Genomic DNA, 12820 nt, shown 5'->3' on the forward strand with positions numbered 1-12820 from the left:
GACTTTATCCTACCTACTACTAGGTAGGTTTGTCAAGTCTTTTTTGGAAAGGGAGTCGGGAGTCGGGAATCGGGAGTCGGGAATCGGGAATCGGGAATCGGGAATCGGGAATCGGGAATCGGGAATCGGGAGTCGGGAGTCGGGAGTCGGGAACAGGGAACAGGGAACAACAATTCTTATCATTCCTATACGGATTGCGATAGCATCGGGTGAGCAGCATAGGCCGCTCCCCATCTCCCCATCTCCCCATCTCCCCATCTCCCCATCTCCCCATCTCCCCATCTCCCCATCTCCCCATCTCCCCATCTCCCCATCTCCCCGCGCCCCCGCCCCACCAACTGACTAGGATTAACTATTCCCAGACCTCATGGTTTTTGGGACTTGAACTCCCAGGGCTAAGGCTCTTACTCCCATATAACAACACATAGCCAGCCATAAGATTTGACTACTGTGGAACCACCAAGATGCTACAGCGACAGGGAGAAAACCAACAATACTACCGGTTACAACACCTTTGCGAAGCAGAGCTCCTTCAGTTAAGCCCAAAAAATACCCATCCAACATAAAAGCCAGGGAACTCAGTCCTAGAAAGGGAAGTAGCCAGAGAAGATAATGGTGAAGTTCGTCAATTACCTCCCCATGATTGGTCATCAACCCAAACAGAGGATCTGGCAGGAAGACAAATAGAGAAGCTATGGTTAGTCCTATGCCCAGGCTGCTTGCTCCAGATAGGCGCAACAGAGAAGGAAATTTGTTGGTCAAGCCTTGACCGCGAAAGTTCCCTGCAATACTTTCCGTAGCAAAGGATAATCCCTCAATAAAGTAGAAGGTGATGATCATCACCTGCAACAGTAAAGTATTTATAGCTAGCACCATCGTCCCCAAATAAGCACTCAAATCAGTAAAGGCAGCAATGGTGACGGTTCCAGCAATAGAGCGTATCCAGATATTTCCATTCAACTTAAAGGTCGATGTTATGGCCTCTAGGTCGAAAATCTTTCCTACTAGCGCTAGCATTTGAGGATAGCCATTTTCTGTAGCTATGAAAATCATCCCCATAAATAACATTAGATACTGGCCAGCCGCCGTAGCATATCCAGCCCCTGCACTTGCCCAGCCCCAACGGATAATCAGCAGGTAATCCAGTATGATATTGGCTCCATTGCCAATAGCTGACAACACCAATACTTTGGTGCTCTTTTCCCGGCCTAGAAACCAGCCGATTAAAACCAAGTTGAGTAGGGTTGCGGGCGCTCCCCAAATCCGAGCATCAAAGTAATCTTGTCCAGCAGCTTTAACCTCAGGTGCAGCGCTGAGTACGGTAAAGCCAATCTCTCTAAGGGGATACTGTAACAAAATAATGAGTAGTCCGAGGGCTAAAGCAATCAAACCATTACGTAAAAGTACTAGAGTAACGCCATCTTGGTCAAAGCGTCCTTCTGCTTGAGCCGTTGGTCCGGTAGTGCCCATGCGCAGAAAGTTACAGTTGCGATAGACCAAGTTGAAGATAACTGTAGCTAGAGCAACCCCAGCTAAATAGTTAATATCTGCTAAGTGTCCTAAAAATGCCGTATCTACTAACCCTGCTAAGGGAATCGCGATGTTAGAGATGATATTGACAGTAGCTAATCGCAGAAAGCGCAGATGAAACGTTTCAGTATTGTCTTTGGACATAAGGGGTGTTAATTACCAAAATCTGGCCAGAATTGTTGACTGTAAGATTTTCTTTTATTCTCACAATAAACAATTTTTTGCTGATCCTGTTGATTTTTATTTACAATATCCTATAATTGGAGTAAGTGATAATCACAAAAGTGGCTGGTTGTAGCAATAATTTGTATTTCTTGATACCAAGACTTTATAAGTTAGTATAGACCAATACTAATTTGTGGAATCTTGAAGCAATCTTGAGTTTTTATTTGATAGCTAAAAAGTTAGCTTATCCATAGAGTTGTTAGGTGATTGTAAACATGGAACATTCTCATCTCACTATCATCTTACCTGATGGTTCATCTCACCCGATTCCCATATACTTTACCAATACAGGACAAACACTAATCTGTGGTAAAACAGTAGCAAAAACTACAGGCTATCAAATTTACGATTCTGAACTCAGACACACAACTACTGAATTAGCCAGTCTAAGTTATTTAGATGCCGGAGCTCTAGAACTATACTATCGGGGGATTCCGATCCAATTAGTAGTCGAGAATTGCGATTACTTAGATACAATTATTTTGTTATATGAATCACATCTCCCCAGCCAAGAGGAAAAACAATGGTTTAAGGAGCAACTAGCCAAACACTCTATTCTGGATGAGAAAATTATTAAGGGACTCAAGAGTGTAATCTCTTCCTTTTCTACCCATGCTAATCCCGTCGCTATTTTAAGTTCGGGATTATCCTATATTTCCGGAGAATATTCTTTGCCTTTACGGAATCAAGGCGAACAGTTGGAAGCAATCTTCAAGGCTCTTGCCATAACTCCTATTATGGTAGGAATGATTGTACAACATGTTAAACAGCAGCCTTTGGTATTGCCCCAAGACGTTGGCTGTTATGGACAAAATTATGACTATATCAATAATCTCCTCGGAATGATCTGCGGTTTCGGTAACGTAACCGATGAGCAACGCTCTTTGATGGATACACTGATGGTGTTGCATGCAGACGCTGGCTTGAGTCCTTCAACATTTGCTGCTAAACAAAATATTAGCAATGGTACGGGAATGTGGAGAAGTTTAATCTCTGCCTTAAACGCCTTGTCTGGAGACAAACATGGGGGCGCTAATTTCAGGGTGTTGCAGATGTTTCAGGAAATTGCCGCTGCTGATGGAGACCTAGAAGACAATATCAGAAACTATATCCAGCAATCCCTGACTCAAAAACAGAAAATCCCTGGCTTAGGACATATTGAATTCAAAGGAATAGACCCTAGAGCCAGAATTCTCGGCAAAATCTGCCACCAAATGGTTGAAGAAGGCAAGGGAGATACCTTCATGCATATTGCTAAGGAAATGCATAAGCAAATAGATACTATTCCTTACTTCGATAAGATTAAACCAAACGTAGATTTTTATTCTGGTGTTTTATGGAAAAATCTAGGAATTCCTGATCAACTGATGATAGTTATGTTCTATTGCAGTCGTATTGCTGGTTACATCGCTAATATTTGCCTAGCTACCGAAAAATCTACAATTGTTTTCCCTAATCAAGCTTATGTAGGAAAAACAAATTTATTCTTTAATGATGTTGAGCCAAGCACTTCAGGAGTAATTCCGTTATTCCCTGCTCTTACCGCAACCCTTGACAGGTAAATGCTGCCCAATACACTGGGTGTTGAAATGGTAACTCCTGTTTGTTAATAGTTTCCAGCCAATCGAGGGACTTTTTTAGTCCCTTTTTCGGTTGAATTAAGCTTCCCCACCTGGGTTTACCGAGGTGGGGATGTCTATAGCTAATCTGGAGAAACACCTCCAGACGAGATTTCCCCTAATGTTAAGAATTAATACGGCAATAGCAACACTTAGTCATACAAATGGTATGGAAGAAAATTTAGATTTATGCTGTGACTAAACCTCAAATCGCCATTAAGATTCCTCCAAGCCTTTTCCATAACTAAATAGCTGCTAGGTTGAGCAAACTGGCAGGTCAAAGACTGATGTGATTGTTGATGCGATCGCGCTTATACCTGGCTGCACTGAAAACAATATAAAAAGAATTTTCAGGTAGTATCTGGAATTCCTTCGCAAACCCTGGTAGTAACACATAGATAACCAATGAACACTACCGATTGATGATGAAGTATGTTCGACCTCGAAGGGCTTGCGAAATCCTCGGAGTATCAGAGAAAACCCTAAGGAATTGAGAGCAAGCAGGAAAAATTAAAGCCAAATGTATCTGAAAAGATTCCCATCACTCAGATAATGCCTGAATTTGAGACAAGGTTGGTGGAACGAAAGGCTGAAATTAGAGGGAAATCAGACGTCAAGTAAGCTTATGCCAGAAGAAACTCCTAAAACTAACTCTGCTATATCAGAGTTAGAGTCTGCTATTCAAGGTTATACTCATGCACTTACTACACTTGAAGATACTAGCTCGCCATCAAAAGAAACAGTTCTAGAAGTTTTGACTGCTCGTGATACAGTTCAAGCAGAATTAACCAATCAATCACAGATTCCTACAGGAAGCTTGATTAAGGTTAACGATCTAGATCACCGATTAAAGCAAGAGACTAATAAGATTACCACAGTAGATCTAACTGAATTGCATTCTATTTTGAATCCTAACGTAGACGCTTGGTGGTGGTTTCTTGAACCTCCAAAGCATCGATGGGATTATCTGGATTGGCTATGGAAAATTCTGACAGTTGTATTTCTCACATTGTCTTTGAGCTTAACCGTAGACATTGCCTCACGCTTTCTGAGTGGTGGACCAGATAGCTTAGGGGCTTTTGTTGCTGCTACTCAGAGCGTCCTGACACTATTGGCTGGTAGAACCGCTTTCACAAAAACTGGACAGGAGTCAATCAAACGTGCTCTTACCCGTTTGAAGATTCCTCACTATTTTTGGGAAGAAGTAAGTTGTGGCATTGCCTTCAGTCTTTTACTAATTTCTGTTACCGTTCGTTTGTTGTTACCTCAGATTGCTATTGTTTATGAAAATATTGGTGATGGATACAATAACAATAACAAGAATACTCCGGAATTGGCTGCCGCCATATCAAGCAACGAACGAGCACTCCTCCTGAATCCTGACTACGTTGAACCTCATTATAACTTAGGAGAACTTTATGAGAAACTACAAGACAAGGAAAAGGCTTTAGATGAATACCAAATTGCTGTCGAAGATGACTTTGATCGTGCTTATAATAAATTAGGAAGAATGTATATTCTTGACGAAAAATATTATAAGGCTAGTTCTTTGTTACTAAGAGGTATAGAACTAAATACTGATAGCGAAAATGATAGTGATAATACTGTCACTCCAGTCATATCCAAATTATTGAAAAAACTGGGGTTGAATTCGATAAAACAAAATACGTCTACCGACGATGAGAAAGTGAAATACAATTTGCGGAAAAACCTGGGGTGGGCTCGGCTAAAACAAGAGCGCTATGCTGAGGCAAAACGATATATCAAGGATGCTATTAAGTTAGATAATAAAAAGGCACCAGCTTACTGTTTGCTAGCTAAGGTATTACAAGCTGAAAAAAACAAAGCATATGAAAAAAACACGGAAAAAAGAATTACGAAAAATTGGATATATTGCCTTGCATATGCCTCCTCTTATAATATAGATGAAGACCAATGGATTGAGGAAGCTAGACAGCACTTAGAAACTCCCTTAAATCTAGGGAATAATCAAGTTATTCCCGATGAATTACATCTAGAAACTGTGGAGATAGGAACTGTGGAGAAAGCTGAGGGAGTGGGTGAGAGCATCCTCTTACGTGGTAAAAGCGATCCCATTGCTGTATCCAAAGATGAACCGCTTTATTCTGGTGACTTACTAAGAATAGATAAGGGAGTTGATGTAGTTATTAATTGCGACTACAACAACAACAAAAAGAATCACAAATGGCATATACCTGAAGGTATTTGGGTGGGCGTCAATAATGGTTGTCGGCAACCTAAATCCATTGAGTAAATCTATGATTTAGATGTAGGGTGGGCAGTGTATCACACCGAGTCATGCGGTTGCCATGGCCAAAGTACCCACTGCCCACCCTACAATTAATCTGAGCTGACTTTTCACCTCAATAGGGAACGCGCACCAAGAAAGCGATCGCATTCAATAGACCTAATAACCTTCAACCTACTAACCTTCAACCTCCTAACCTCCTAACCTTCAACCATCCAAATCTCCTTCCATCACAGCAGCGATCGCATGTTTAGCATTATCCTGGAATTCCTTAAAATTCACTTTACCTAGGAACCAAATTGCCACTATCATCCCTGCGGATTGGAGAGCAAACACGACACCATAAGCCAAGACAGGGGTAGAAAAAATTGCTCTACCTACATCAAGGATCACACCACCGCTGGCTACTGCTATGCCTCGTGCCATAGCTTGCCCTAATCCCCATGCTCCCACAAAGGTTCCAGCCGCTTCTGCTGCGGTTAGATCTAACATCAAACTGAGAGCTCCTGTGGTAGCGATACCAGCGGATAAACCAAATAACAGTAAGGTTCCCTGGAATAGCTGAGAATTTCCGGTAAATCCTGACATAATAATCAAGATAAAGCAGATAGATACTGCTAGACAGCCTAATTGAGTCGTTTTGCGCTTACCCAAATTGGGAATTAGGAAAAACCCAGTGGCGCTCAAGCTCATCAACATCCCAATCCCCCAGAAGCTATTAAGTAGAGAGGTTTCAGGAATTGACATATTAAAGACTTCTCCCCCATAGGGTTCTAGCACCGCTTCCTGGAGAAATAGGCTGATGGTCATGATCACCAAAAAGGTGAAAAACAGTCCAGTTTGGGGACTAGCAGTTAATAGTTTTAGGGCTTGGCCCAAGGTAATCTGGTCTTCGCGATTCGCTAGGATAGAACGGGAAGAATAGCGCGAGTATTTTTTCTCGATCCCAAAGGTGGCTAATACCGCTAGCCCCAAGACGATTAAGGGTACGAACACAAACAGTCCAGTAATCGATGACCGCAATATTTCCAGGGATGCATCAATATTATCTAATCGCTTCAGCAAAATTTTGCTGCTGATGCCCCCAATCGCAATACCCACAGTCATCATTGACCAGATAATACCGATTAATTTGCCACGGTTGTCTTCATCAGAAATATCCACTAATAAGGTAAAAAACGTAGTGGAACTCATACTCAGGGCTAGACCGTATAGAGCAAAAACTAGAGCCCCAAGAGCGACCCAACTATAGGCTGGAATTGACCATGTCCAACCTCCAGCCCCTTGGACAACATTGCCCAATTGCCAAGTGATTTGTACCGCTAAGGATAGGATAATCGTAAATAACGTAGTTCCCATCCACACGTAACCAGTACGGTGATATCCCAAGACCGGTTTAGCATCCGAGAGCTGACCAAACCATACCCTGGCTGGGGCAACAAACAGCGAAATGGCTAGGATTCCCCCAGTAATTGAGGCTGGAATACCTAGCTCGTCGATCATCACTCGGTTGAGCACTCCTAGGGTCAGCACTGCCAAGATCCCTAATCCCATCTGGAATAGACCAAGCCGGAACATGGTAAATAGATTAATCTTGGGAAGTATTTGGTGCTTTGCTGAGGAGGGAAGCTCAGACTTGTCTAAATTACTGGTTTTCATCGGTAGAGTTTTAGTTTAGGGGAGAGAGGGAATCGGGAATCGGGAATCGGGAATCGGGAATCGAGAATCGGGAATCGGGAATCGGGAATCGGGAATCGGGAATAGTAGGAAAGAGATCCGAGGATTTTTTGGTGTTATCAGAAATCAGCATTGGGTTTCATGATCGATTTGGATATGCTATAGGTAAATGCTATAGCTAAATGGCTTAGATCAAATCCCTAAATGGGTTAGCTTAATGGAAGCTTGATGCGATTGGCCTTTAGCCACGCTACGCGATCGCTTTCTCGGATAGCTACATCGGATAGATATAGCACTACGCATTAAGGTTATGACGCTGTTGTAGTCAACTTTTGCATGCATGCCTTTTGCCTTTTGCCTTGCGCGTAGCGCTATAAATGCGATTGGCCTTGGCCTTTGGGCCACGCTACGCGAATGGCCACGCTACGCGATTGACCATAGGTCACGCTACGCGAACGCTTTCTTGGTTAGCTTAATAAAATAGGGATAGCAATTGATGTAATTGTGTTTACCAACTCAAGGCACTAATAATTGCTCAAACCTTTACCTGACAAGCTTTTCAATGCCCTGATCCTAAGAAACGAATTTTCTTATTCCCTGTGCCCAGCCTTATCAATGCGATTGGCCTTGGCCTTTGGGCCACGCTACGCGAATGGCCACGCTACGCGAACGCTTTCATCGGATAGGGACATCGGATCGGTAAATGCGTCCGCTCTAGACTCCCGATTCCCGATTCCCGATTCCCGATTCCCGACTCCCGATTCCCGACTCCCGACTCCCGACTCCCGATTCCCGATTCCCGACTCCCGATTCCCGACTCCCGATTCCCGATTCCCGACTCCCGACTCCCGATTCCCGAACCAGATGTAAAAAACCTACCCCTGCCAGCCACGTGGAATGGGCATCTTGCCCGTTACAATCTTCGCGCGGGCAGGATGCCCACTCTACTCCTAACCCTCTCAACATCTCAGGGCATCCATTCCAAGCCAATCCCCACCCGACTATCCTTATTTTCGATAGAATTCTGTTTCTCAATATCCGTAGCAAGCCGCAAATTGGGAGTAATGGCATAACCAAAGGAAAGCTTGCTTATCCCGACCTCATCACTACTGCCAATAGAAACAAAACTTTGAGTGAAGGAAATATCAGCGGCACCAGTGCGAGACAAAACCAATAGCAACCGTGCTCCCACATTTACCCCATCGGTAGAGTAACCATCAGTCTCCAAATTGCGATAACCCACCATCGGAGCAACATTGAAATAACTCCCTAAGGGCAGCACATAATACCGCAAATCTACCCCAAAGGTTTCTCGCTCACCATTAAACGAAGCCTGATAATCCCCACTCACCGTCAAGCCAGAATTACCAATAAACACATCTTCCACTCCCACATTCACCCCTGCGGCTTGTCCATTAGAGGGAAACTGGGAGTAACCGAACCGCAACCGAGTGCGAAAACTGGGTTGATGGCGAATATCCTGCCAAACATCCGGCACCTCCTCTAGCCAACGCTGTAGCACCGGACTGCCTTCGATTACCTCTGGACTTAAATCCAACTCCTGGGCTGCTGAATTACCAGGAGGATCAGACTGGGGGGACTCTGGTAATTGATCTGGAGTAGGCTGAGGCGGATTGCCCTGGGTTTCCTCTTGGTTGCCTGTAGTCGAGTCCGGTACTGGCACAGTTTGACTCCCAGCTCGGTAAGCAACTGTGAAGGTAAAGGTTAGTCCCAGTAATCCCGTTTTTAGATACTTAAGTCCCAAATTTTTTAACACTCAACAATAAAAAATACACTAACAGAACTGACGCACCTATACCGATAAAACTTCTGTCATTCTTGTATCATTTCCGGATCTAAGGGAATAGGGAGGTAATAGGGAATAGGGAGCAGGGAATAGGGAACAGGGAATAGGGAACAGGGAGTAGGGAGTAGGGAGTAGGGAGCAGGGAGCAGGGAGCAGGGAGCAGGGAGCAGAGGGAGAGGGTTTTACGGTTTGTTTTATAACGCAATAAAATTCAATTTAAATGCACAACAGGTTAAGTATTAGAAACGTTATATTTACCGTTACTCAAAATCTGCCCCATCTACCTATCTCCCCATCTCCCTATCTCCCTATCTCCCTATCTCCCCATCTACCTATCTCCCCATCTCCCCATCTCCCTATCTCCCCATCTCCCTATCTCCCTATCTCCCCAAACTTACAGCACTTACAACCCGATTCCCGATTCCCGATTCCCGATTCCCGATTCCCGATTCCCGATTCCCGACTCCCAGCGTAAGTCCAAAAAAAAGTGATCCTACATAAAGTAGAATCACCACAAAAACGAAGCTAACAGTTAGCGGAGCAAACTTTAGATCATAGAACCCTGTTTAGCCGTCATATCAATGGGCTTAATCAGGTACAATTTTAGGAGCTGCCAGGCATTAGACATGTAGAGAGGCAACTTCTGGAATATTTGCAAGAACTTAGGCGTATTTGAGTTAGCGATCGCTCTTAGCTTATCATTATTCCGGACACAAATCTCCAGACGCTCATAAAATTCCGGATGGTCTACATCCAGAATAACTGGGAAGACCCGTCCTGAGGTGTCGTTAGTCTTCTCAATCACATGCTTATCATATTCACGAGCATCTAAACCAATGGAGGCATAAAATCCATACCGCTGAACATCATTCAGATACATAGTGGCAAACACCGACAGCAAGAAGAATCTCGACCAAAGCTTAGCCTGCCAATCATTCAGCGTATTCGGCTGAGCTCTCATGATCGCATCAAAGAAATCCCCATGACGGTTTTCATCCTGACACCAGTTTTCAAAGAACCGGAAAATTGGATAGATTCGGTCTTCAGGATTGGCTTCTAAATGGCGATAGATAGTAATGTAGCGCCAATAGCCAATCTTCTCAGACAGATAAGTAGCGTAGAAAATAAACTTCGGCTGAAAGAAGGTGTACTTCTTGCTCTTAGTCAGGAATCCCAAATCCAGCTGTAGATTGAAATCTGACATAGCCTTGTTCAGGAATCCCGAATGACGTGCTTCATCACGAGACATCAGGGTAAAGCACTCTGCCAGCACAGGATTTTTATGCTTTAAGCGCCGTCCCAATTCCTTATAGAGCAAGAAACCCGAGAATTCCGCTGTACAGGAACGTTCCAGAAATTCAACAAATAACCGGCGTTTTTCCCCATCAATGTGATCCCAGGATTGATTAAACTCCTCATCCCGGACAAAATGGTGACGATTGTAATCAGCTCGAAACTCTTCCAGGATGGCTTCCAGTTCATCCTGATTAGGCGAGAGGTCCATCTTCGCCATTGCTTCAAAGTCAGTAGTGTAGAACCGGGGAGTTAGGATCGTGTCCTTCGCCGGTACCTTTATACCGGGTCGGATTTCATCAAAATCAGGTTTTTTAAGGGAATCTACCATCTTAAGCTCTTGCTTGCTTGTTATAGTTGCTTACCATTCTCGGTGGCCTGGTGTGGACAGATCCGGGTCACTCAACCCAAGCCCAAACCAATGACTAAGCATTCAGCGGTCAGTTATCAGCTATCAGCTCATGGGCTACGGGCAAACTACTTGAGGTACTATCAGGGGCTTTAAGTGTACGGGGTCTGATGAGTAAAACGAACAGGGATTTTAAACCAGCCGTAGCAGCACCCCCGATGCTTGTTTACTATCTCCCGTTGATTAGCTGACAGCTGATAGCTGAATGCTTAAACAGTATATTGCTATATATTGCTTTCTGAGTTTACCAGGGTATTGGTGATCTCAAACGCCTGTTTAGGTTAAGAGTTACAACGTAATTTAAAGTTTTATTACATTTTGCCCCTGCCGTAGCTTAAACCTGAATCCTTAAGCAAACCTGAAAGCTTAAGCAAACCTGAACGGTGAAAGCTGTTACATAACTTAACTAAAAGAATTATTTAATAAAGTTATTTAACAATCAAGTTATTACCTTTTTCGTTATCATCTTTATAGTTTTGACCTAAAAATCGGGATTGTCAAGGGGGAACCGTTGCGACTCTCCCTTTTTTTTAGGTAAGCATTTAGCTATTGGCTGATAGCTAAATGCTTAGGGAATAGGGAATAGGGAATCGGGAATAGGGCACAAATATTGTGTACCTCATTACTATGATAAAGGCTATATACTCTAGAATAAATGGTTGAGCATGTTGAGTATTTGTAAGCGATCGCTTTTAGCGGAAGCTTAGCTTCATCGCGTAGCGTGACCTACGGTCAATCCCATTTGTTTGATTGAAGCTTACTGGATTCCAAAAAATTATCAGCACCCCCTAATTTCCGTAATCCCTATCTTTAGCTAGGGGTGAGACTTTTATAGCGATCCCATAGAAAATCCTCAAAAATTGCGCCTCGTTTAATTAGGTCACGCTTCATCGATTCATCAATTCCTGGGTTATTTTCAAATCGGGCATTTCTTACTTCAGCACCTATCAGGTTGGCATCCCTCAGGTGGGCACCCCTCAGGTCAGCACTCCTCAGGTGGGCGCCACTCAGGTCGGCACCACTCAGGTCGGCACCACTCAGGTCGGCAGCCCTCAGGTCGGCATCATTCAGGTAGACATAACTCAGTTGGGCACCACTCAGGTCGGCACCACTCAGGTCGGCACCACTCAGGTTGCCATAAATCAGGTTGGCATCACTCAGGTCAGCATCACTCAGGTCAGCATCCTTCAAGTCTCGACCCACAGCTCTACCGGTAGCAATCTGTTCCACTAGACGCCATTTCTGATCAAACTCGTTATTTTGATCATCCTCTGACTTTTCCCTCAAAATTTCAATATCTTGAACAGGAAAACCCCTTAATTGGTGGAGTTCTCCTGATTTTATCCGAGATCTAAGCCGTTCAATATCCTCTGGAGAACCCTCTACAATTAATCGGATGCTGCCTGGTTGAATATCAATAATGTTTATACTGTCCCCTGAATAGGCTCGTAAAATAGATTGAATAAATTTTAAATTTTCAGCTGAATCTATATCCCCTTCTAAGACAATAGAAGCTTTAATGGTTTGACTTTGTTTATCGATTACAGTCACTTCGCGCCTAGGTGCTTGCCCTTGCTCCACCCCCTCCACTAGCTCTGAGCTACTGCTATTATTTGTGGTTAGCGGTTCGGATTGGTTTTCCTCTGCTATTCCCGCGATTTCTCTCCAGTCTAGTTTCAGTCCATCGCATATCCGTTTAAAGGAATCCAGCTGAATTGGCTTGGATTGAAAAAACTTTGTTACTGTACTGCGACCTATAAGTAGTGACTTGGCTAAGTTACTTTTAGACTCAATTCCTAGCCTTATTAACGCTTTTTCGGCTTTCTCTAAACCCTTTGGTGTGGCGATTATAGTTACTTTTTTTTTTATTTTTGGGCTACAATATTTCATCGTATGGTTATTTTTTTTAATTAGATAAATAGATATTATTTTGTGTCCACAACTTGAATAAGTTAAGGGATATAGCCCTATATTATCAAACTCAATAATTA

14 protein-coding genes are annotated in these 12820 nt (G+C 43.4%); 4 read left to right on the forward strand and 10 right to left on the reverse strand.

Annotated features, from left to right (window positions below):
• Nucleotides 1-9: 9 nt before the first annotated feature.
• The 3 genes from F6K46_RS11775 to gntT are packed head-to-tail and all read right to left on the reverse strand — an operon-like array spanning nucleotide 10 to nucleotide 1674.
• Nucleotides 10-234: a hypothetical protein gene (locus F6K46_RS11775; protein ID WP_293117040.1), complete on the reverse strand. Its 225-nt coding sequence runs from the start codon at nucleotides 232-234 to the stop codon at nucleotides 10-12.
• Nucleotides 186-314: a hypothetical protein gene (locus F6K46_RS11780; RefSeq protein ID WP_293057682.1), complete on the reverse strand. Its 129-nt coding sequence runs from the start codon at nucleotides 312-314 to the stop codon at nucleotides 186-188. The genes F6K46_RS11775 and F6K46_RS11780 overlap by 49 nt, the downstream gene beginning before the upstream one ends.
• Before the next feature lie 34 nt (nucleotides 315-348).
• Nucleotides 349-1674: a guanitoxin biosynthesis MATE family efflux transporter GntT gene (gntT, locus tag F6K46_RS11785; RefSeq protein ID WP_293057679.1), complete on the reverse strand. Its 1326-nt coding sequence runs from the start codon at nucleotides 1672-1674 to the stop codon at nucleotides 349-351.
• A gap of 296 nt (nucleotides 1675-1970) precedes the next feature.
• Here gntT and F6K46_RS11790 point away from each other — a divergent pair, with 296 nt between their 5' ends.
• Entirely contained in the window at nucleotides 1971-3317 is a 1347-nt protein-coding gene (locus F6K46_RS11790) for a citrate/2-methylcitrate synthase (protein ID WP_293057676.1), read from the forward strand.
• Between the two features lie 682 nt (nucleotides 3318-3999).
• Nucleotides 4000-5649: a tetratricopeptide repeat protein gene (locus tag F6K46_RS11795; RefSeq protein ID WP_293057673.1), complete on the forward strand. Its 1650-nt coding sequence runs from the start codon at nucleotides 4000-4002 to the stop codon at nucleotides 5647-5649.
• Nucleotides 5650-5850: 201 nt separating this feature from the next.
• Here the strand turns inward: F6K46_RS11795 and F6K46_RS11800 are convergent, their stop codons facing one another.
• Genes F6K46_RS11800 through F6K46_RS11810 form a run of 3 tightly spaced genes read right to left on the reverse strand, consistent with a single transcriptional unit; the run spans nucleotide 5851 to nucleotide 7662 of the window.
• Entirely contained in the window at nucleotides 5851-7302 is a 1452-nt protein-coding gene (locus tag F6K46_RS11800; protein ID WP_293057670.1) for a BCD family MFS transporter, read from the reverse strand.
• A 10-nt stretch (nucleotides 7303-7312) separates the two neighbouring features.
• Nucleotides 7313-7453 carry a hypothetical protein gene (locus tag F6K46_RS11805; RefSeq protein ID WP_293057667.1) on the reverse strand — a complete coding sequence of 47 codons (141 nt, stop codon included), beginning with the start codon at nucleotides 7451-7453 and terminating at the stop codon, nucleotides 7313-7315.
• Nucleotides 7454-7512: 59 nt separating this feature from the next.
• The gene (locus tag F6K46_RS11810) at nucleotides 7513-7662 is read right to left on the reverse strand and encodes a hypothetical protein (RefSeq protein WP_293057664.1); all 150 of its coding nucleotides are present in this window, start codon (nucleotides 7660-7662) and stop codon (nucleotides 7513-7515) included.
• Between the two features lie 189 nt (nucleotides 7663-7851).
• On the opposite strand from F6K46_RS11810, the gene F6K46_RS11815 reads away from it, so the two are divergent.
• A complete protein-coding gene (locus F6K46_RS11815; protein WP_293057661.1) occupies nucleotides 7852-8190 on the forward strand; it encodes a hypothetical protein in 339 nt (112 codons plus the stop codon).
• A gap of 97 nt (nucleotides 8191-8287) precedes the next feature.
• On the opposite strand, the gene F6K46_RS11820 is transcribed toward F6K46_RS11815, so the two are convergent.
• Nucleotides 8288-9097, reverse strand: a complete 810-nt coding sequence (locus tag F6K46_RS11820; RefSeq protein WP_293057658.1) for a hypothetical protein — start codon at nucleotides 9095-9097, stop codon at nucleotides 8288-8290.
• 79 nt (nucleotides 9098-9176) lie between these two features.
• Nucleotides 9177-9332: a hypothetical protein gene (locus F6K46_RS11825; protein WP_293057655.1), complete on the reverse strand. Its 156-nt coding sequence runs from the start codon at nucleotides 9330-9332 to the stop codon at nucleotides 9177-9179.
• Nucleotides 9333-9347: 15 nt separating this feature from the next.
• Here F6K46_RS11825 and F6K46_RS11830 point away from each other — a divergent pair, with 15 nt between their 5' ends.
• Nucleotides 9348-9602, forward strand: a complete 255-nt coding sequence (locus F6K46_RS11830; protein WP_293057652.1) for a hypothetical protein — start codon at nucleotides 9348-9350, stop codon at nucleotides 9600-9602.
• A gap of 72 nt (nucleotides 9603-9674) precedes the next feature.
• On the opposite strand, the gene acsF is transcribed toward F6K46_RS11830, so the two are convergent.
• Both acsF and F6K46_RS11840 read right to left on the reverse strand, forming a co-directional pair.
• Nucleotides 9675-10751 (reverse strand): magnesium-protoporphyrin IX monomethyl ester (oxidative) cyclase, encoded by a 1077-nt coding sequence (acsF, locus tag F6K46_RS11835; protein WP_293057649.1) that lies wholly within the window; start codon nucleotides 10749-10751, stop codon nucleotides 9675-9677.
• Between the two features lie 888 nt (nucleotides 10752-11639).
• Nucleotides 11640-12719 carry a pentapeptide repeat-containing protein gene (locus F6K46_RS11840; protein ID WP_293057646.1) on the reverse strand — a complete coding sequence of 360 codons (1080 nt, stop codon included), beginning with the start codon at nucleotides 12717-12719 and terminating at the stop codon, nucleotides 11640-11642.
• Nucleotides 12720-12820 lie beyond the last annotated feature (101 nt).

The sequence above is a fragment of the Moorena sp. SIO3E8 genome (genome assembly GCF_010692445.1).
Classification (GTDB): domain Bacteria; phylum Cyanobacteriota; class Cyanobacteriia; order Cyanobacteriales; family Coleofasciculaceae; genus Moorena; species Moorena bouillonii.

Excerpts from the sequence above, each read along its gene's own strand:
- F6K46_RS11775 (WP_293117040.1), bottom strand. The coding sequence starts at position 234 with ATGGGGAGCGGCCTATGCTGCTCACCCGATGCTATCGCAATCCGTATA.
- F6K46_RS11840 (WP_293057646.1), bottom strand. The coding sequence starts at position 12,719 with ATGAAATATTGTAGCCCAAAAATAAAAAAAAAAGTAACTATAATCGCC.
- F6K46_RS11810 (WP_293057664.1), bottom strand. The coding sequence starts at position 7,662 with ATGCATGCAAAAGTTGACTACAACAGCGTCATAACCTTAATGCGTAGT.
- F6K46_RS11790 (WP_293057676.1), top strand. The coding sequence starts at position 1,971 with ATGGAACATTCTCATCTCACTATCATCTTACCTGATGGTTCATCTCAC.
- F6K46_RS11800 (WP_293057670.1), bottom strand. The coding sequence starts at position 7,302 with ATGAAAACCAGTAATTTAGACAAGTCTGAGCTTCCCTCCTCAGCAAAG.
- F6K46_RS11830 (WP_293057652.1), top strand. The coding sequence starts at position 9,348 with ATGCACAACAGGTTAAGTATTAGAAACGTTATATTTACCGTTACTCAA.
- F6K46_RS11805 (WP_293057667.1), bottom strand. The coding sequence starts at position 7,453 with ATGCTGATTTCTGATAACACCAAAAAATCCTCGGATCTCTTTCCTACT.
- F6K46_RS11795 (WP_293057673.1), top strand. The coding sequence starts at position 4,000 with ATGCCAGAAGAAACTCCTAAAACTAACTCTGCTATATCAGAGTTAGAG.
- acsF (WP_293057649.1), bottom strand. The coding sequence starts at position 10,751 with ATGGTAGATTCCCTTAAAAAACCTGATTTTGATGAAATCCGACCCGGT.
- gntT (WP_293057679.1), bottom strand. The coding sequence starts at position 1,674 with ATGTCCAAAGACAATACTGAAACGTTTCATCTGCGCTTTCTGCGATTA.
- F6K46_RS11780 (WP_293057682.1), bottom strand. The coding sequence starts at position 314 with ATGGGGAGATGGGGAGATGGGGAGATGGGGAGATGGGGAGATGGGGAG.